Source organism: Streptomyces sp. NPDC101110, assembly GCF_044759525.1.
GTDB lineage: Bacteria > Actinomycetota > Actinomycetes > Streptomycetales > Streptomycetaceae > Streptomyces.
In genome coordinates this window covers 54,118-74,378 of sequence record NZ_JBIVZM010000007.1, presented here as the reverse complement: position 1 = coordinate 74,378, position 20,261 = coordinate 54,118, and the positions used below count along the sequence as shown (strand labels likewise).

Sequence of the window (20,261 nt, the reverse complement as noted above, 5' to 3'; positions counted from 1 at the left end):
TGTCACTGCGACCACCCGCCCCGAGGCACCTAAGGAGCACGAGAGACATGCTGGGCACTGTGACGATGTACAGCACCACGTGGTGCGGCTACTGCCGCCGGCTGAAGAGCCAGATGGACCGCGAGGGCATCGCGTACACCGAGATCAACATCGAGCAGGACCCGGAGTCCGCCGCGTTCGTCGAGAAGGCGAATGGCGGAAACCAGACGGTGCCGACGGTTCAGGTAGTTCCCGCCAATGGTGGCGCCGAAGTCGTGATGACGAACCCGAGCCTTGCTCAGGTGAAGCAGGCGCTCAGCGCCTGACGACCCGCTCCCCACACGCAGAGAGACCCCCGTCATCGAGTTCGACGGGGGTCGTCTGCTGTCTTGCTCCGCCCTTCAGAAGGGGGCGGGCCCGCGCAAGGGCACACCTGCCTCAATCCGGGAGGGTCGAGTACCGCTCAATGCTTGCGCGCCCTGTGGACCGGTCGAGTAGGCGCAGCTCCCACGGACCCCCAAGCACGTGGAGGCAAGCCAGCATGAGTACGGCAGTAGTGAGCCGCGACCCGAAGGCGTACATCACCCCGGACGTGTGGGAGCGGGAGGTAGCTCTCCTCCTCCGCAACCCGGAGAACACGCGCGAACTTGCAGAGGCCAAGTTCGGACAGGCCATCGCCTACCTGGTCACGTGCGGCGAGAACCCGGACCTTCTCATGGGCCCGTCCAAGCAGGTGGACGAGGCATGGCACTCGTTCATGCTCGACTCGATCCCGTACCACCACTTCACCAGCCGGCACTTCGGCCGGTACATCCACCACGTGCCGGAACTTCCGGGGACGGCGGATGGTGTCCAGTGCATCAGCGACGACAAGGCGACGCTGGACGGCCACGACCTCAAGACCGGCGGCCCGCTCGTGCTGGAACAGACGATCAAGGCCATCAAGGCAGCCGGGTTCGAGATCGACCCCGCCCTGTGGGGCATGGAGGACGCGGCTGACTGCAACCAGTGCCACGCCGGGTGCCACGACTCGCCCAAGTAGTAGTGAGCGGCAGGTGAGTTGGGGCCCGTCCTCGTATGTTGGGGGCGGGCCCCTCACGCCGGAAAGGATCACCGCATGTCATTGGCTGAGTCCTGGGACAGGTACGCGGTCGTGAGCAAGCCACGCAGGACCCTGAACGCCAAGGGTGACACGACCTGGCTGAACTGGACCCAGTACGCCGATCACGGGCCGGACGAGACCGTTCTGGGTCCCGTGGCCGGACGCAGGGTGCTGGAACTCGGCTCTGGGAGCGGCAGTAACCTCGCGCACCTGGTGGCGCTGGGCGCGACAGGCGTTGGAGTGGACGTTGCCCCCACCCGCGAGACGGTCGCACGGGAGCGCTGGGGCGACCTGCCGGGCCTTGAGTTCCGCACGGCGGAGGCAACGGCGTTCCTGAACGAGACGGACGAGACGTTCGATGTCGTGCTCTCGATCTTTGGTGCCGTGTGGTTCGTCGATCCGGACACCCTGCTCCCGCTGATCCGCTCGCGCATGGTGCGGGGCGGAATCCTGGCCTTCTCGCACTTGCCCCCAGGCAGCCAGGGGCCCAAGCCCGCCAAAGCCGGACTGCGGCACGACCGCACCCCAGACGAGTGGAGGCACATCCTGACGGGGCACGGCTTCTCCGACGTGAGCGTTTCCCTGATCGGTCCACCCGGAGGGCAAGGCCGTGGGAACCATGCTGGTCTGCGCCTGGTCGACTTGACCGCGCGGCTGTACGCGCCGCCTCAGGCTCCCTCTCCGAGGTGGCGGTACAAGGTGGCACGGGAGATCCCGAGAGCCTTGGCGATGGCGCTCACGCTCTCGCCCTTCGCCTTCCTCGCACGGGCCACGGTGAGCACGTCCTCACTCACGACTGACGGCCGTCCGCCGGTACGCCCCTGAGCCTTGGCCGCGTCGAGTCCGGCACGGGTGCGCTCCTTGATGAGGCTGCGCTCGAACTCCGCCATGGCCCCGACCACCTGAAGCATGAGACGGCCGCCCGCCGTACCGGGGTCGATGTTGGCCAGTGCACCCGTGAGCACCTTGAACCCAATGCCCCGCTCTCGAAGCGTGTCGACCATGGTCACAAGGTCGATGAGGGACCGAGCGAACCGGTCGAGCTTCCACACGCACAGGGTGTCGCCGGGTCTGGCGTAGTCCAGTGCGGCCGTGAGCTCTGGCCGGTTGGTGTTCTTCCCGCTGGCCTTGTCCTCGAAGATGCGGGCGCAGCCTGCGGCCGTCAGTGCGTCGCGCTGAAGCTGCGCTTCCTGGTCATCGGTTGAGACGCGGGCGTATCCGATGAGCAGACCGGTGATCGTGTTCGTCGCCATGGCCGGGGCAGTGCTGCGCCCCCTTCCGGGGCGCCTGCCGTCTCGTCTCACAAACCTTGGTTTTCGAGACGCGCGTTTCTGATCACGCTGCGCCACGGTCGGGCTGTGCTCTCTGTCATGCGCTGGCCAGCGCTACGCATGTCCGCAACGGCAAGAGGCTGTGAGCCTGTCTGCCTGCCAGTCGCTGTGCTCTCGCCTGCCTGCCAGGGGCGCAGCCTGTCAGCCGCTCACGCTGGCGCACAGCCGTTCGCCTGCCACGGGACACGGGCCGCTGGCCACCGTCTCGACGGCGAAGGAGGAGGCAACGGCGAAGGGGGTGGGGTATGACCCCTTGGAGGGGCCTTACACGACACGACCGCCATGTCTTACCGGCTCAAATCCTGCCACGGTTTCAGGGCCTTTCAGGCTGGCCTGCGCTCCAGCCGGCTGCGGCGTAGTGCCTGGTCAAAGGCTTGTGCTGCCTCTTTGGCGACGGCGAAGGAGTGCACGGAACGAAGCCCTACGTCCTTGCCTGTGGGGCGCGGCAGCGCCCCCTTGGGCTTGCTCCTGTTGGCCCCTTCGGGGCCGCACTGTCGTAGAGGCTTCGGGCTGTGGCGGCCGTCCGGCCGCCCATGCTGCACCTGCTTCGCCGATGTCTGTCTCTTGGGGCGCTGCCGCGCCCCCACTCCGCTTGCCGTAGGCCCCGAAGGCGCTTCCTTCTGTCGGCCCCTCGAGGCCGCAACTGGAGGGGTAACAGAAGAGAGAGTGAGCGAACCTTTCCGCAGGTCACTGCCCATGCCCCTACACGTACGGCGTGTGCTGGCTACACATGCGGTGTGTGGTCACCGGTCTTGATGGACGCGGCACGGCACCGGTGCGCGGAAGGCGGCTCCTGAGACTGCTCAGGAGCCGCCTTCTCACGTCCGTCCTGCACCTATGTCCTTCACCGACGAGGTCGGATGTCCTTCACCAGTGAGGTCGGCTGTCCTTCACCGGCGAGGTCAGACGACGCTCCGCGTGGGGAGCGGCTTGCCGTACCAGAGTTCGATCAGGCGGGCCGCGATGGAGATGCCGTAGGGCGGGAGCACCTCGCCCGACTCGAAGGCGGTGTGCAGTTCCTCGCGGGAGAACCAGCGGGCCTCGTGGATCTCGTCGCCGTCGACCTCGATCTCGGTCGAGGTGGCGCGGGCCATGAAGCCCAGCATGAGGCTGGACGGGAAGGGCCAGGGCTGGCTGGCGACGTACTCGACCTGGCCGACGCTGATGCCGACCTCCTCGTGGACCTCGCGCCGCACCGACTGCTCGATGGACTCGCCGGGCTCGACGAAGCCGGCCAGCGTCGAGAAGCGGCCCTCGGGCCAGTGGACCTGGCGGCCGAGCAGGACGCGGTCGTCCTCGTCGGTCACGGCCATGATCACGGCGGGGTCCGTGCGCGGGTAGTGCTCCGCGCCGCAGGCCGGGCAGCGGCGGATGTGTCCGGCGGCGGCGATGACGGTGCGCTCGCCGCAGCGCGAGCAGAAGCGGTGCGTGCGCTGCCAGTTCTCCAGGCCCACCGCGTGCACCATCAGGCCGACGTCGCGGGCCGACAGCAGGGCGCCCGCCTCACGCAGGCCGGCCGGGCGCGCGGACTGGTCCATCCGTCCGGGCAGGGCGTCCTTCTGGAGGGCGAAGTAGCTGACGCCGTCCTCGTCGATGCCGAGGAAGTAGCGGTGTGCCTCGGTGAGGGGGGCCTCGAAGGAGGGGGTCATGACGAGTTCGGTGTGCCCGTCCGCCGTCTCGTCGATGAGAACCTGTCCGCCGGAGACCACGAAGCAGCGTGTCGTCGGGTGGCTCCACGCCGCCGCGAGCCAGGCCTCGTCGAGCCGGTGATGGGCGGCCCTGTCGATGCCGCTCGGAGCGGTGAGCGAGATGGGGCGGTCGGCGTGGTGGTCGGTCCAGGTGGTCACGGGTGCTTCCAACTCCCCGGTGCAACGGTCGGGTTCGGCGGGCGGTTCAGCGGGACGTACGGCGGGCGGCGACCGGGTCCGGCGGGCTCGATCGGTGCGGGGCGGCGCTTCCAGTGTGCCCCGCGCGCGTGACCGGCACGGACGGAACGGGACGCTCAGGGCGCATGGCGCCAGTTCTCGGCGAGGTCACCCCACAGGTACGCGGTGGTCTCGACGCCCTTGAGGAGCAGGTCGAGTTCGACTTTCTCGTTCGGGGCGTGCCAGCCGTCCGAGGGGACGGAGATGCCCAGGAACAGCACCGGGGCGCCGAGGACGTCCTGGAGGTCCGCCGCCGGCCCGGAGCCGCCCTCGCGGGTGAAGCGGACCGGCGTCTCGAAGGCCCGGCCCATGGCGCGGGTGACCGACTGCAGGGCCGGGTGATCCAGCGGCGTCAAGCACGGGCGCGTGGCCCCGCTGAACGTGATGTCGCAGCGGATCCCGGGCGGCACCTGCCGCTCCGCCCAGGCGCGGACGGCCTTCTCCACATGGCCGGGATCCTGGCCCGCCACCAGGCGGAAGGACAGCTTCACCATGGCGGAGGAGGGGATGATCGTCTTGCTGCCGGGGCCCTGGTAGCCGCCGCCGATGCCGTTGACCTCCGCGGTGGGGCGGGCCCAGATCCGCTCCAGGGTGGTGTACCCGGCCTCCCCCTGGGCGGCGTAGGACTTGGCCGTGCTCAGCCACTGCTGCTCGTCGAAGGGCAGTTCCGCGAAGAGTTCGCGCTCCCGGTCGGTGAGTTCGACCACACCGTCGTAGAAGCCGGGGATCGCCACGCGCGCGTGCTCGTCGTGCAGGGCGGCGACCAGGCGGGCGGCGGCCGTCGCGGGGTTGGGAACCGCGCCGCCGAAGGAACCGGAGTGGATGTCCTGACCGGGGCCGTGCAGGCGTATCTCGCACTCGGCGAGGCCGCGCATGCCGGTGCACACCGTGGGGGTGTCCTCCGCCCACATGCCGGTGTCGGAGACGATCACGGCGTCGGCGGCGAGCCGCTCGGCGTACTGCTCGACCAGATCCCGGAAGTGCGGCGAGCCGGACTCCTCCTCGCCCTCGATCAGCAGCTTCAGGTGCACCGCCGGCGTGGTGCGGCCGGTGGCGGCGAGGTGGGCGCGGACACCGAGGGTGTGGAAGAAGACCTGCCCCTTGTCGTCGGCCGCCCCGCGCGCGTAGAGGCGGTTGCCGTGGACGACCGGCTCGAAGGGGTCGCTGTCCCAGCCGTCCTCCCGGGCGGCGGGCTGCACGTCGTGGTGGCCGTAGACCAGCACCGTGGGCGCCTGCGGATCGTCACAGGGCCACTCGGCGAAGACCGCGGGGGCTCCCGGGGTCTGCCAGACCTCGGCCGTCGGGAAACCGGTCTGCCGCAGCTTCGCGGCAAGCCAGTCGGCGCTGCGTCGTACGTCGGGCGCGTGGTCCGGCTGGGCGGACACCGACGGGATGCGCAGCCACTCCGCGAGGTCGTCGAGGAAGGCGGCGCGGTGCTGCTGTATGTACGTACGGACGACGCTGTCCGGGGCCTGGCTCATGGTCACGAGCCTATCGGCCCGCGCCGACGTCCTCGGAGTGCGGTTCCTCACCGGCCCCCGCCCCCTGCCACGCACCGGTCTCCCCGCCGGACGGATCCTCCAGCAGCAGCCGCTCCAGATCGGCGAGGTCCGGCAGCTCCGGACGGACGACCTCCCCGCTGCGCACGTACAGGAACGCGGCCGTGACGGACTCCGGCGGCACGCCCCGCTGCTCGGCCCAGGCCAGGCGGTAGACGGCGAGCTGCAGCGGGTCGGCAGTCCGTGAGCGGTTGGTCTTCCAGTCGACGATCTCGTACGTCGCGTCCTGTCCTTCGCCCTCCTTGTAGACGGCGTCGATGCGGCCCCGGACGATCCGGCCGGCGATCTCGAGCTGGAAGGGGGCCTCCACCCGGTAGGGCGTGCGGTGCGCGTACGGGGTGCGCTCGAAGGCTTCCTTGAGGGCTTCCAGGTCCCGTTCGTCGGCGATCTCGGCTTCGCCGCCGGGCAGTTCCTCCGGTTCCAGCAGGGGCAGCATGAGCTCTTCGAAGCGGGACTCGACCCAGGCGTGGAAGCGGGTGCCGCGGCGGGCCGCGGGCTGGGGCGGGCGGGGCATGGGACGGGCCAGCTCCTGGGCGAAGCCGTCCGGGTCGGCGGCGAGACGCAGCAGCTGGGACGCCGAGAGCGAGGCGGGCAGGGGAACCTCGGTGACGCCGTCGCGGGCCCGCAGGAGCTCGCCGGTGAGGGCGCCAAGGTCGCGGTCCCAGGAGGCGACGGTGCGGGCCTCCTCCGGGGTGAGGTACTGGTGTTCCCGGTCCGGGGGGCCCGGCTGCCCGGGGGTCCTGGGGTGGGGGCGGGCGGCCTGCGGCTCCGGCGGGGCGGCCTGGTGGGGCACGGTGGGGCGGACTGCGCCCCGGGCGTCACCGCCGGCCGGGTCCTCGCCGTGGGCGTCCTTGCGGAGCGCCTCCTCGAAAGAATCACCGCCGTCGGAGGGGCCCTCGCCGAACGGGCCCGGACCGTCGAACGGGTCCTTGTCGAACGGCTCCTTGTCGTACAGGTCCTTGTCGAACGGGTCCGGCTCGTCGTAGGGGTCCTCGGTGAACGGCCCCGGGCCGTCGTACGGGTCCTCACCGAACGGGTCGGGTTCGTCATACGGTGGCTCTTCAGTGGGAGGCGCGTCGTCGTCCGGGGGCGCCGGCCACTCCGGGTCCCCGAGGGCGTCCGGGTCGTGCGTGGCCGCGGGGCGCCCGTCCTCCTGGGAGGTGAGGTCCGCCAAGTGGGCCAGGACGGTCTCGGCGGCCGCGCGGCGGCGGGCCAGTGCCGCCTCGTCCAGGGGCAGGGGCCACACCTGGTCGGCCGCCGACCGGTGAAGGGCAGGGTTCTCCTCGTCCTCGGCGGGTTCCTCCGCCCAGACCTCGATCTCGCCGTATCCGGCCTCGCAGTGCTCGGAGAGCGCCTGGAGGAAGGCGGACGGCCCTCGGCGCTTCTTCTGGGTCGGGCCCCACCAGTGCCCGGAGCCCAGGAGGAGGGAACGGGGGCGGGTGAAGGTGACGTAACCGAGACGGAGTTCCTCGGTGTGCTGGTGATCCTTCATGGCCTCGTGGAAGGCCTTCAGCCCCTTGGCGTCCCAGGACTCCACGTCGGGCAGGGTGTCGGCGTCGCCGCGCAGCCCGTGCGGCAGGACCTTGCCCTGGGAGGTCCACTTCTCGCGGCCCTGGCTGCTGGGGAAGGTGCCGGTGACCAGGCCGGGGACGACCACGACGTCCCACTCCAGGCCCTTCGACTTGTGCGCGGTGAGCACCTTGACGGTGTTCTCCCCGCCGGGCAGGGCGTTGTCGAGCCCCTTCTCGTACTGGGCGGCGGTGCGCAGGAAGCCGAGGAAGGCGAGCAGGGTCGCCTCGTTGTCACCGGCGGCGAAGGATGCGGCGACGTCGAGGAAGTTGGACAGGGTCTCGCGGCGGCGGGCGGCCAGGGCGTGCGGGGACGCCGACAGTTCCACTTCCAGACCGGTGACGGCGAGGACGCGGTGCAGGACGTCCATCAGCGGGTCGGCCAGGGAGCGGCGCAGCTCCCTCAGCTCGGTGGCCAGCCGGGCGAAGCGCACGCGCGCGTCGGGCGAGAACGGCAGTCCGTCGTCGTCCCCGCGGCCGTCCAGCGGTGTCTCCAGGAACGTGTCGAGGGCGTCGGCGAGGGAGATCACCTCGGACGGGTCGACCCCTTCGACGGCTTCGGCGAGGCGCCGGTCCTGATCGTCGTCGTCCGCCACGCGCGCGTGGGCCACGAGGAGCCGTGCGCGCCGCCCCAGCAGGGCGAGGTCGCGCGGGCCGATGCGCCAGCGGGGGCCGGTGAGCAGGCGTACCAAGGAGGCGTTGGCGCCGGGGTCCTGGAGGACCTCGCAGACGGCGACGAGGTCGGCGATCTCGGGCAGGTGCAGCAGCCCGGACAGGCCGACGACCTCGACCGGGATGTCCCGGGCGACCAGGGCGCCCTGGATCTCGGCGAAGTCGGTCGCGGTACGGCACAGGACGGCGATCTCGCCGGGCGCGGTTCCGGTCCGGACAAGGTGGGCGACGGAGTCGGCGGCCCAGTCGATCTCCTCGGCGTGGGTGCGCAGCAGGGCGCAGCGGACCGTGCCCTCGCGTTCGGCGCCGGGAGCGGGGCGGAGGGCCTCCACGCCCGCGTGCAGGGCGCGCAGGGGTTCCGCGAGGCCGTTGGCGAGGTCGAGGAGGCGGCCACCGCTGCGGCGGTTCTCGCTGAGCGCCTGGCGGGTCGCGGGGCGGCCGTCGGTGTGGGCGAAGTGCTCGGGGAAGTCGTCGAGGTTGGCGACGGAGGCGCCGCGCCAGCCGTAGATCGCCTGGCAGGGGTCGCCGACGGCGGTGACCGGGTGGCCGGTACCCGCGCCGAAGAGGCCTGCCAGGAGGACGCGTTGAGCGACGGACGTGTCCTGGTACTCGTCGAGCAGGACCACCCGGAACTCGTCGCGCAGGAGGCGGCCCACCTCGGGGACCCCTGCGAGCCGGGCCGACAGGGCGATCTGGTCGCCGAAGTCGATCAGGTCCCGCTCGCGTTTGGCGGCCCGGTAGCGGGTGACCAGCTCGGCGAGTTCCCGCCGGGCGGCGGCCGCCTCGGGGACCTTGCGCAGGTCGGCGTTGCTGAGCTTGGCGCCCCGCAGGGTCAGCAGCAGTTCGGCGTCGTACGCGCGCAGGGCCTCGGGGCGTACGAGGTGCTCGGCGAGTTCGGCGTCGAGGGCGAGCAGGTCGCCGACCAGGTCGGGAAAGGAGCGGGTCAGGGCCGGGTAGGGCCCGGGGGCCTCGCGCAGGACGCGCGCGGCGAGCTGGAAGCGGGTCGCGTCGGCGAGCAGCCGGGACGTGGGCTCCAGCCCGATGCGCAGGCCGTGGTCGGTCAGCAGACGGCCCGCGAAGGCGTGGTACGTGGCGATCACCGGTTCGCCCGGAGGGTTGTCCGGGTCGATGGCGTCCGGGTCGGTGACACCTGCCTTGACGAGGGCCTTTCGGACGCGCTCGGCGAGTTCGGCGGCGGCCTTGTTGGTGAAGGTGAGGCCGAGCACCTGCTCGGGGGCGACCTGGCCGGTGCCGACCAGCCAGACCACGCGGGCCGCCATCACCGTCGTCTTGCCGGAGCCGGCTCCGGCGACGATCACCTGCGGGGCGGGCGGCGCGGTGATGCAGGCCGTCTGCTCCGGGGTGAACGGGATGCCGAGGAGCTCCTTGAGCTGGTCGGGATCGGTGATACGGGCGGGCACATCGAAAGGCTAGCGGCGGCCACTGACAGTGCTGACCGAACCGGCCTCCGGGACAGGAGAAGCGCAGGTCAGCACAGGTGGTGCGATACCTCACTCGACGATGTGCCGCCCTTCTTGGCGCGCGCTGCACGAGGCCCGGAACGCGCAGTGCGTGCAGTGCTGCCCGGCGGTCGGCGTGAAGCGCTCGTCGAGTACCTTGCCGGCGGCGGTGGCGAGAAGGTCGCCGACCCACTCCCCTTCCAGCGGCTCCTGGGCCTGCACCTTGGGCAGGCTCTCGCCGCCGTCCCGCTTGGCGGCTCCCTGCCGGAGGTGGACGAGTTCGGCGCCGCCCGGCGCGGGACGTACGCCGTCGAACGCGTCGTCGACGGCCCCTTCGCGGACGGCCAGCTGGTAGACGGCGAGCTGCGGGTGGCGTTCCACCTCCTTGGAACTGGGCGCCTGCTTGCCGGTCTTGAAGTCGACCACGTAGGCGCGTCCGTCGCCGTCCGCCTCGACCCGGTCCATCTGGCCGCGGATGCGCACCTGGTAGTCGCCCGCCTCGAGGGTGACGTCGAAGTCGTGCTCGCTGGCCACGGGGGTGCGTCCGGTGCGGTTCATGACGTGCCACTGCAGGAACCGTTCGAGCGCCACGCGCGCGTTGTCCTTCTCCTGGGCTGACTTCCACGGCGCGTCGAAGGCCAGCGCGTTCCACACGGAGTCGAGGCGTTCCATGAGGACGGTGAGGTCGGCCGGAGTGTGGCCGGAGGCGACCTCGTCGGCGAGGACGTGCACCACGTTGCCGAAGCCCTGGGCGGCGGTCGCGGGCGCGTCGGCCTTCACCTCCCGTCCGAGGAACCACTGCAGGGCGCAGGTGTTGGCCAGTTGGTCGAGGGCGCTTCCGGAGAGCACGACGGGCTGGTCGCGGTCGCGCAGCGGCACCTTGGACTCGGTCGGCTCGAACATGCCCCACCAGCGGTAGGGGTGCGCGGACGGCACCAGGGGGCGGCCGTCCTCGTCGGCGAGGGCGGCGAGTCGGGCCAGACGGCGGGCGGCGGCCTCACGGAGCGCGTCGGAGACGCGGGGGTCGACGGTGGTGGCGCGCAGCTCGGCGACAAGCGCCGCCACGGACAGCGGGCGGCGGGGGCGTCCGGTGACGTCCTTGGGTTCGACACCGAGTTCGGTCAGGAAGCGGGAGGGCTGGTCGCCGTCGTCCGCGGGGGCCTTGACCGCGGTGACCACGAGGCGTTCACGCGCGCGCGTGGCGGCCACGTAGAACAGGCGGCGCTCCTCGGCGAGCAGTGCGCCGGGGGTGAGGGGTTCGGCCAGTCCGTCGCGGCCGATGCGGTCGGCCTCCAGGAGGGAGCCGCGGCGGCGCAGGTCGGGCCACAGGCCCTCCTGGACGCCCGCGACGACCACCAGGCGCCATTCCAGGCCCTTGGAGCGGTGCGCGGTCATCAGACGGACGGCGTCGGGGCGTACGGCACGCCGCGTGAGGGTGTCGGCGGCGATGTCCTCGGCGTCGATCTCCGCCAGGAAGTTCAGGGTGCCGCGGCCGCCGGTGCGCTCCTCGGCGCGGGCCGCTGTGGCGAACAGGGCGCACACGGCGTCCAGGTCGCGGTCCGCGTTGCGCCCGGCGGCCCCGCCACGGCGGGCGGCCCGCTCAAGCCGCGTGGGCCATGCAGTGCCCTCCCACAGGTCCCACAGCGCCTCTTCGGCCGTGCCGCCGCCGGCCAGGCGCTCGCGGGCCTTGCGCAGCAGCGCGCCGAGGCGCTGGGCGCCACGCGCGTACGTGGGGTCGTGCATCGCGAGCCGCTCCGGCTCGGCGAGCGCCTGCGCGAGCAGCACGTCGGAGGGGGGCGGCAGCGGGTTGCCGGCGGCGCGTTCCTCGTCGCGCAGGGCGCGCCCGAGGCGGCGCAGGTCGGCGGCGTCCATGCTCGCGAGGGGGGACGTCAGCAGGGCGAGGGCGGTTTCGGTGTCGAGCCAGCAGGTGCTGTCCCGGAGGGACGCGGGGGGAACGCCCTCGGAGGGCTCGGAGGGCCCGGAGGACGCATCGGCCTCCGCCGGTTCAGGAGACGCGTCGCGTGGGCCATCACCGGCACCGGCCTCTCCGGCACCGGCCTCTCCGGCCCCGGCCTTCCTGGCACCGGCCTCCCTGGCACCGGCTTCCCCGGCCGCCTCCCCGGGCTCGGCCTCCTGAGCCTCCGATTCCCGGGGCCCGGCCTCCTGAGCCTCCGCTTCCCGGGGCCCGGCCTCCTGAGCCTCCGATTCCCGGGGCCCGGCCTCCTGAGCCTCCGCTTCCCGGGGCCCGGCCTCCTGAGCCTCCGCTTCCCGGGGCTCGGCTGAGGATCCCGCCTCCGCCTCGGCCACCGCCCGCAACGCCGTCAGCAACGGTGCCACCGCTGGTTCGTGCCGCAGGGGCAGATCGTCACCGTCGACGTCCACGGGGACGCCCGCCGCCGAGAGGGCGCGACGGAGCGTCGGGATGGTCCGGGACCCGGCGCGCACCAGCACGGCCATGTCCCGCCACGGGACGCCGTCCTCCAGATGGGCCCTGCGGAGGATGTCGGCGATGTTGTCCAGCTCCGTCCCGGCCGTCGGGTAGGTGTACGCCTCGACGCGGCCGCCGTCCCGCACGGGGGAGAGTTCGCGGTGGGCGCGGACCTTCTCGGCGGGCAGGCGGGTCAGGGGCATGCGCTGGGTGAGCAGCCGGGTGGCGGCGAGCAGGCCGGCACCGGAGCGGCGGGACGTACGCAGCACCGCGACGGGGGCCGGGCGGCCGTCCGCGCGCGGGAAGGCGTGCGGGAAGTCCAGGATGCCGTTCACGTCGGCGCCGCGGAACGCGTAGATCGACTGGTCGGGGTCGCCGAAGGCCACGAGCGTGCGGCCGCCGCCGGCCAGGGCCCCCAGCAGTCGCACCTGGGCGGGGTCCGTGTCCTGGTACTCGTCGACGTAGACGGCGTCGTAGCGGGCGGCGAGCCACGCGGCGACCTCGGGGCGGCGGGCGAGGAGCACCGCGCGGTGGACGAGTTCCGCGTAGTCGATCACGCCCTGGAGGTCGAGCACGTCGAGGTACTCGGCGAGGAAGGCGGCCGCGGCGCGCCAGTCGGGCCGTCCCGTGCGGCGGGCGAAGGCGTCCAGGGCGTCGGGACCGAGTCCCAGCTCGCGGCTGCGGGCCAGGACCGCGCGGACCTCATCGGCGAAACCGCGCGTGGTCAGGCAGGCGCGCAGCTCGTCGGGCCAGCGAACGTGCGCGAGCCCGAGGCGTTCCAGGTCGATCTGCCCCGCGAGCAGCTCCCGCACGGAGACGTCCTGCTCGGGGCCGGACAGCAGCCGCAGTGGCTCCACGAACAGGTCGCTGTCCTGGTGGGCGCGGACCAGGGCGTAGCAGAACGAGTGGAAGGTGGTCGCCCGGGGCGCGCGGGCCGCCCCGGTCCGCAGGGCCATGCGGTCGCGCAGTTCGACGGCGGCCCTGCGGCTGAACGTGAGCACCAGGATGCGTTCGGGATCCCCGTCGCGGGCGATCCGCTCGGTCACTGATTCGACCAGCGTCGTGGTCTTGCCGGTGCCCGGACCTGCGAGGACGAGCAGCGGACCGGCCTGGTGGTCAACCACGGAGCGCTGCGCGGCGTCCAGAAGAGGGGGGTCCACCCGAGCGGGAGGGGTACGTACCAGTCGGTAAGCGCCACTGTTCCCCCGCCGCACCCGGGGGTGCGACAGGCCGCTGGTGGAGGAAGAGGAGCTCACGTGGTTCGCCGGTTCTGGTGGAAGTGCTGGGTGGCGGGCCACCGCGCGTTGCGGGCGGTGACCGCGGGGTGACGGGAGCGCGCGCAGCCGACGCTACGCCGCCGAGTGAGGCGGAAGCAGGGCTTCCCCTTCTTCCCGTCGCCCCCTCGAGACGCTCGTGGCTCGCGTGCCCCTCGCCCCACGAACGTACGTCATGGCCCCGGTGTGCCCCGATTCCCCCGTACGGATCACGGGTCACACGGGAGGGCGTCCGATGGCGGAAGCTGTCAGGTGTGACCCTCCGCGCGATCACCGCCGTCCCACCGCGCCCGTCTCATGTCGATGCGCGGCAGGTGGCCCTCGGCGGCGCGGCTCGCGGCCTTCAGGGGTGTGCCCTCCGCCCGGTAGTGGCCGAGCGCCCGCTGTTCGTGCCCCGGCAGCAGGACGCCGTCCGCGCGGACGACCCGCCACCAAGGAGCGGCTCCCCCGTAGAGCGCCATCACACGGCCGACCTGGCGCGGACCGCCCTTCTCCAGCCACTCGGCGACGTCCCCGTAGGTCATGACACGGCCCGGCGGAATCAGGTCGGCGACGTCGAGGACCCGCTCGGCGTACTCGGGCAGCGCCTGCGCGGGCTCGTCCTCGGGCCGGCCCCCCGCAGGGCTCCTCTGCTCACTCATCCGCCCCATCCTGCCCCACCCCACCGACAACGGGCCGGGCGCGCTCCCGGGCGTTTCCCGCGCACGGCAGGGGCGCGTCGGGCAGACTGTCCGCCCCCGCATGTGCACCCTGAATGCCCCGTGTGCCGGTGCGGCATGCCACCATCGTGCGGGCGGTGACCGGTGATACGAGACCAAGAAGAGACGATGAAGCAGCAGGGCGCGCACCCCGAGGACACGGAGGGCACCCCTGACGCTTCGTCGCGCCCGGGCACTCCGGAGGACCGTCCCAGGACGGCCGCGAAGAAGACCCGCGCACCCGCTCGGGAGCCGGAGTTCGCGCACATCGACGAGGTGGAGGGCGACGAGCCGCTGCTCCCCGCGCGCGTGCACCGGCCGTCCGACCTGATGCGCCTGCTGGTGGGCGTGCTCGCCGTCGTGGTCCTGATCGGGATCGCCGCGTTCGCGCACGGCACCACATCGGGCCTCGAACAGGACATCAACAAGGGCACCGGGCAGGCGCCCGACCTGCTCATCAAGATCGCGGGGCTGGCCTCCAGCATCGCGATCCTGCTGGTGCCGGTCGCCTTCGCCATCGAGCGCCTGATCAAACGGGACGGGCTCCGCATCGCCGACGGCGTACTCGCCGCGGTCCTCGCCCACGGTGTGACTCTCGCCACGGACCTGTGGGTGGCCCGGGCCGCGCCCGACTCGATCCAGGAAGCGCTCACCCAGCCCTCCCCCGGTGACATCCACGCGCTGACCGACCCCGTGCACGGCTACCTGGCGCCGGTCATCGCCTATATGACGGCCGTCGGCATGTCCCGCAGACCGCGATGGCGCGCGGTGCTGTGGGTCGTGCTGCTCCTCGATGCCTTCTCGATGCTCGTCACCGGGTACACGACGCCGTTCTCGATCATCCTGACCGTGCTGATCGGCTGGACCGTGGCCTACGGCACGCTGTACGCGGTCGGCTCGCCCAATGTCCGGCCCACCGGGCAGACCCTGATGGCCGGCCTGCGGACCGTAGGCTTCCGCCCGGTCAGCGCCTCACGCGAGGACACCTCGGACAACCCGGACACCGGGGACCGGGGTCGCCGCTACTTCGTCACCCTCGAGGACGGCCCGCCCCTCGACGTGACGGTCGTCGACCGCGAGCAGCAGGCGCAGGGCTTCTTCTACCGCGCCTGGCGCAACCTCACCCTGCGCGGGTTCGCCACCCGCAGCAGCCTCCAGTCGCTGCGGCAGGCCCTGGAGCAGGAGGCGCTGCTGGCGTACGCGGCGATCGCGGCCGGCGCCAACGCGCCCAAGCTGATCGCCACCTCCGAGCTCGGCCCCGACGCGGTGATGCTCGTCTACGAGCACAGTGGCGGACGCACCCTCGACTCGCTGCCGGACGAGGACATCACCGACGACCTGCTGCGCGACACCTGGCGCCAGGTGAAGGCGCTGCAGTCGCGGCGCATCGCGCATCGAAGGCTGGTGGGCGACGCCATCCTGGTGGATCGTTCCGGCAAGGTGATCCTCACCGACCTGCGCGTCGGCGAGATCGCGGCCGGTGACCTGCTGCTGCGCATGGACACCTCCCAGCTGCTGGTGACGCTCGGCCTTCGGGTGGGCGCGGAGCGGGCGGTGACCTCTGCGGTGGGCGTGCTCGGGCCCGACGCCGTGGCGGACTGCCTGCCGATGCTCCAGCCCATCGCGCTCAGCCGCTCCACGCGCGCGACGCTGCGCAGACTGGCCCGGGAGCGGGCGCAGCGCGAGCGCGACGCGGTCCTGGAGGCGTCCCGGCAGGCCAAGCAGGCCCGCATGGAGGAACACCCGGAGGAGGCCGCGCCCGTCCTGGAGAAGCCCGACAAGAAGGCCGTACGGGCGGAGCAGCGCGCCGAGAAACGGGCCATCGACGAGGCGCTGGAGGAGGCGCGCGAGGAGGACCTGCTCACGCAGATCCGGCACGCGGTGCTGCGGATCAGGCCGCAGGCACCCGTCGAGCCGGCCCGGCTGGAGCGGGTGCGTCCGCGCACGCTGATCAGCTTCATGGCCGGCGCGATCGGTGCGTACTTCCTGCTGACGCAGCTCACGCACATCGAGTTCGGGCCGCTCATCGCCAACGCCGAGTGGGGCTGGGTCGCCGCGGCCGTGCTGTTCTCGATGTGCAGCTACGTCGCGGCGGCGATGGCCCTGCTGGGGTTCGTGCCCGAGCGGGTGCCGTTCGTGCGGACGGTGGCGGCGCAGGTCGCCGGGTCGTTCGTGAAGATCGTCGCCCCGGCGGCGGTGGGCGGCGTCGCGCTGAACACCCGCTTCCTGCAGCGCGCGGGAGTGCGGCCGGGGCTCGCGGTGGCGAGTGTCGGCGCGTCGCAGTTGTTCGGGCTCGGCTGCCACATCCTGATGCTGCTGTCCTTCGGCTATCTGACCGGCACCGAGAAGACGCCGTCGCTGTCCCCGTCCCGGACGGTCATCGCCGGCCTGCTGACGGTGGCGGTGCTGGTGCTCGTGGTGACGTCGGTGCCGTTCCTGCGGAAGTTCGTCTCCACGCGCGTGCGGTCCCTGTTCGCGGGTGTCGTGCCGCGCATGCTGGACGTGCTCCAGCGGCCGCAGAAGCTGGTCACCGGCATCGGCGGCATGCTGTTGCTGACCGCCTGCTTCGTGATGTGCCTGGACGCGTCGATCCGCGCGTTCGGCGACGAGTCCACCTCGATCAGCATCGCCAGCGTCGCCGTCGTCTTCCTGGCGGGCAACGCCCTCGGGTCCGCGGCGCCGACGCCGGGAGGTGTCGGCGCGGTCGAGGCGACCCTGACGGTCGGTCTGATCGCCGTCGGTCTGCCCAAGGAGGTCGCGGCACCCGCGGTCCTGCTGTTCCGCCTCCTGACGCTGTGGCTGCCCGTCCTGCCGGGCTGGCTGGCCTTCAACCACCTCACACGCAAGCAGGCCCTCTGACCCGGCCGGACCGGCCCGGGTCAGGCCCTCCCGCAGCGCCTCCGCACCCGCGGGACCGGCGCCGATGCGGGCCGTCCGACCCCAGCCGGCCTGCGTCGGTCAAGGCCTCCGCACCCGCAGGACCGGCGCGGGTCGGCAGACCCTCCGGCCCGGCGGGCGAGTTCTCTCACGTCTCACTGAACCCTCCTACCTCGTACGGCACGCGTCCCGCGCGCCCGGTCCTGGGCCGCCGCAGGATGGAACCATGCCAACCCTCCTCCGGCTGCGCGCCGTCGTTCTGACCGCCTCCGCCGTGTTGCTGTCCACCGTGCTGGCGGGCTGCGGCGACGACGCCAAGGACGAGGACGTGACCCGGCAGGAACTCAGCTGGAAGGCCTGCCCGGCCCCGGACGAGGCCCAGGGCGGCGGCCCGGCGCCCACTCCCCTGCCGGACGACGGTGAGTGGGAGTGCACCACGATGAAGGCCCCGCTCGACTGGAGCGACCCCAAGGGCGACACGATCGGACTCGAACTGATCAGGGTCAGGACCACCGGCACCGGGAACGAACGCATCGGCTCGCTCGTCTTCAACTTCGGCGGCCCCGGCGGCTCGGGCGTCGCCACGCTGCCCGCCTTCGCCAAGGACTACGAAAAGCTGCGCACCCGCTACGACCTGGTCAGCTTCGACCCGCGCGGCGTCGGCCGCAGCGACCCCGTGATCTGCGAGAACGACCAGCAGCTCGACGCGTACTTCCAGCAGGACGGCACGCCCGACGACGCCGCCGAACGCACCCAGCTCCTGGACAGCACCAAGGAGTTCAACGACGCCTGCGAGCAGAACTCCGAGCAGGTCCTGCCGCACGTGCGCACCACCGACGCGGCACGTGACCTGGACCTGATGCGCCAGGTCCTCGGCGACGACAAGCTGCACTACTTCGGCATCTCCTACGGCACCGAACTGGGCGGCGTCTACGCCCACCTCTTCCCCGAGCGGGTCGGCCGTGCCGTGTTCGACGCCGTCGTCGACCCCACCCAGGACCCCGAACAGAGCTCGCTGGGGCAGACCAAGGGCTTCCAGCTCGCGCTCGACAACTTCGCTGAGGACTGTGTGTCGAAGACCGAGGAGTGCCCGATCGGCGACAGCGCGCAGGACGTGAAGGACCGCATCGCCCGGCTGCTTCACGACCTCGACCGCACACCGATCCCGGGCATCTTCCCGCGGCAGCTGACCCAGACCGCCGCGACCAGCGGCATCTTGCAGGCCCTGTACTCGCAGGACTTCTGGGAGTTCCTCACGGACGGCCTGGAGGAGGCCTACGGCGGTGACGGCAGCACCCTCATGCTGCTGTCCGACTCGATGAACGGACGCAGCGAGAACGGCGAATACGACAACTCGACCGCCGCCTTCACCGCCATCAGCTGCGCCGACGCCAAACCGCGCTACGACGCCGCCTACGTCGAGCGGCGGCTGCCGGAGTTCCGGGCCGCGTCACCCCTGTTCGGCGACTCCCTGGCCTGGGGCATGATCGGCTGCACCGACTGGCCCGTGGCGGGCGCCGCCGACCACCCGGACGTCAGCGCGCCGGGCTCGGCGCCCATCCTGGTCGTCGGCAACACCGGTGACCCTGCCACGCCGTACGAGGGCGCGAGGGCGATGGTGAACGCGCTGGGCAAGGGCGTCGGCGTCGAGCTCACCTACCGGGGGCAGGGCCATGGCGCCTACGACAGCAAGAACCGGTGCGTGCAGGCTGCGGTGAACGGCTATCTGCTGGACGGGAAGGTTCCGCGGACGGGGACCGTCTGCACCTGATTCCGTCGGCCATCCGGCAAACTCGCAGGTCAAACGGTTATCCACAGGCTGGAACGGCCGGAGCGGGATCTGCCTACCATGGCCTGACCGCCATCCGCGGCACGGAGCGGACGGCTGGCGAGGGGGGATGGGCAATGACACGCTTGGTTCGGTGGACCGCTCTGGCGGCCGCCTCGGCCCTGCTGGCCGCGGGCTGCGGCGGCGGTACGTCCGACGACGACAGGAGCGGGCTGTCCTGGGGGCGCTGCAAGGCCACGGCCGACGGCCCGGCACCGGGCGGCGACTGGCAGTGCGCGACGCTGAAGGTGCCGCTCGACTGGTCGAAGCCGGACGGCGAGACGATCGGCCTGGGACTGATCCGCGCCAAGGCCCGCGGCGGCGACCGCGTCGGGTCGCTGCTGTTCAACTTCGGCGGCCCGGGTGCCTCCGGCGTGTCCATGATGCCGTCGTACGCCCCGGCCGTCTCGTCCCTCCGTGAGCGGTACGACCTGGTGAGCTGGGACCCGCGTGGCGTGGGGGCCAGTGAGGGGGTGCGCTGCCGGGGTGACAAGGGGATCCAGTCCGCCGAGTCGGTGGACCTCACCCCGGACACCCCGGCCGAGGAGAGGGCGTACCTGGAGGACGCCGCCGACTTCGGCAAGGGCTGCCAGAAGGACGCCGGCAAGCTCTTGGCCCACGTCTCGACCGCCGACTCGGCCCGGGACATGGACCGCATCCGGGAGGTCCTCGGCGACGCCAGGATGAACTACTTCGGGATCTCCTACGGCACCGAACTGGGCGGCACTTACGCGCACCTCTTTCCGAAGAAGGTGGGGCGCATGACGCTCGACGCGGTCGTGGACCCCGGAGCGGACACCGTGGGCCACGCCGAGAACCAGGCCAGAGGCTTCCAGCGGGCGCTGGACAGCTATCTCGCGTCCACCGGTCAGGATCCTCAGAGGGGCTCGCGAAGGATCGCGGCCCTGTTGCAGCGGATCGACGCCCGTCCCCTTCCCACGGGCGTGCCCGGGCGGAAGCTGACCCAGTCCCTCGCGTTCACCGGGATCATTCTGCCGCTGTACAGCAAGGACAGCTGGCCTACGCTGACCGCCGCCCTCGAAGCGGCCGAAGGGGGCGACGGCTCCGAGCTGCTGACCCTCGCCGACCGCTACAACGAACGCGAACCGTCGGGGCGCTACGGCACGACGACGCATTCCCAACGGGTCATATCGTGCCTGGACGACAGGCAGCGGCCGACCGTGGCCGAGACGAAAGGGCTGCTGCCCCGGTTCGAGAAGGTCTCCCCGGTCTTCGGGGCGTTCCTCGGCTGGGACACAGCCGGCTGGTGCCACGACTGGCCGGTGCCCGGACAGCACGACACCCCGGAGGTGAGTGCCCCCGGCGCGGCGCCGGTTCTGGTGGTCGGCAACACGGGCGACCCCGCCACCCCGTACGAGGGGGCACGGAGGATGGCCGACGAACTGGGCAAGGGCGTCGGGGTGATGCTGACCTGGCGGGGCGAGGGGCATGGCGCGTACGGCAGCGGGAGCGCCTGCGTCGACTCCACGGTGAACGCGTACCTGCTGGACGGTTCGGTACCGAAGGACGGCAAGGTCTGCTCATGACGACGGCGGGGGC

General features: G+C 72.0%; 11 protein-coding genes and 1 pseudogene. 6 read left to right on the top strand and 6 right to left on the bottom strand.

The annotated features are described in order from the left end of the window. Positions 1–47: 47 nt before the first annotated feature. The 3 genes and pseudogenes from ACIQU3_RS18240 to ACIQU3_RS18230 all read left to right on the top strand — a co-directional run. The gene (locus tag ACIQU3_RS18240) at positions 48–305 is read left to right on the top strand and encodes a mycoredoxin (RefSeq protein WP_403740523.1); all 258 of its coding nucleotides are present in this window, start codon (positions 48–50) and stop codon (positions 303–305) included. A gap of 215 nt (positions 306–520) precedes the next feature. Then, a complete protein-coding gene (locus ACIQU3_RS18235) occupies positions 521–1,021 on the top strand; it encodes a glycine-rich domain-containing protein (protein WP_403926254.1) in 501 nt (166 codons plus the stop codon). A gap of 75 nt (positions 1,022–1,096) precedes the next feature. Next, positions 1,097–1,495 (top strand): annotated as a pseudogene (locus tag ACIQU3_RS18230) (class I SAM-dependent methyltransferase); the annotation flags it as partial. 254 nt (positions 1,496–1,749) lie between these two features. Here ACIQU3_RS18230 and ACIQU3_RS18225 read toward each other — a convergent pair. The 6 genes from ACIQU3_RS18225 to ACIQU3_RS18200 all read right to left on the bottom strand — a co-directional run bounded on the left by ACIQU3_RS18225 (position 1,750) and on the right by ACIQU3_RS18200 (position 13,939). Next, on the bottom strand, positions 1,750–2,334 hold the full coding sequence (locus ACIQU3_RS18225; protein WP_403926252.1) for a recombinase family protein: 585 nt from the start codon (positions 2,332–2,334) through the stop codon (positions 1,750–1,752). A gap of 980 nt (positions 2,335–3,314) precedes the next feature. After that, positions 3,315–4,259, bottom strand: a complete 945-nt coding sequence (nudC, locus tag ACIQU3_RS18220; RefSeq protein ID WP_403740513.1) for an NAD(+) diphosphatase — start codon at positions 4,257–4,259, stop codon at positions 3,315–3,317. 155 nt (positions 4,260–4,414) lie between these two features. After that, positions 4,415–5,818, bottom strand: a complete 1,404-nt coding sequence (locus ACIQU3_RS18215) for a dipeptidase (RefSeq protein ID WP_403926250.1) — start codon at positions 5,816–5,818, stop codon at positions 4,415–4,417. A gap of 10 nt (positions 5,819–5,828) precedes the next feature. Beyond that, complete coding sequence (locus ACIQU3_RS18210) at positions 5,829–9,557, bottom strand: UvrD-helicase domain-containing protein (protein ID WP_403926248.1); 3,729 nt, start codon at positions 9,555–9,557, stop codon at positions 5,829–5,831. 90 nt (positions 9,558–9,647) lie between these two features. Next, a complete protein-coding gene (locus ACIQU3_RS18205; RefSeq protein WP_403926245.1) occupies positions 9,648–13,280 on the bottom strand; it encodes an ATP-dependent helicase in 3,633 nt (1,210 codons plus the stop codon). Positions 13,281–13,546: 266 nt separating this feature from the next. Then, positions 13,547–13,939: an MGMT family protein gene (locus tag ACIQU3_RS18200; RefSeq protein WP_403740498.1), complete on the bottom strand. Its 393-nt coding sequence runs from the start codon at positions 13,937–13,939 to the stop codon at positions 13,547–13,549. 186 nt (positions 13,940–14,125) lie between these two features. On the opposite strand from ACIQU3_RS18200, the gene ACIQU3_RS18195 reads away from it, so the two are divergent. The 3 genes from ACIQU3_RS18195 to ACIQU3_RS18185 all read left to right on the top strand — a co-directional run bounded on the left by ACIQU3_RS18195 (position 14,126) and on the right by ACIQU3_RS18185 (position 20,248). After that, on the top strand, positions 14,126–16,855 hold the full coding sequence (locus tag ACIQU3_RS18195) for a lysylphosphatidylglycerol synthase domain-containing protein (RefSeq protein ID WP_403926242.1): 2,730 nt from the start codon (positions 14,126–14,128) through the stop codon (positions 16,853–16,855). Positions 16,856–17,099: 244 nt separating this feature from the next. Continuing rightward, complete coding sequence (locus ACIQU3_RS18190) at positions 17,100–18,644, top strand: alpha/beta hydrolase (RefSeq protein ID WP_403926239.1); 1,545 nt, start codon at positions 17,100–17,102, stop codon at positions 18,642–18,644. Between the two features lie 134 nt (positions 18,645–18,778). Continuing rightward, entirely contained in the window at positions 18,779–20,248 is a 1,470-nt protein-coding gene (locus ACIQU3_RS18185) for an alpha/beta hydrolase (RefSeq protein WP_403740486.1), read from the top strand. Positions 20,249–20,261: the final 13 nt, after the last annotated feature.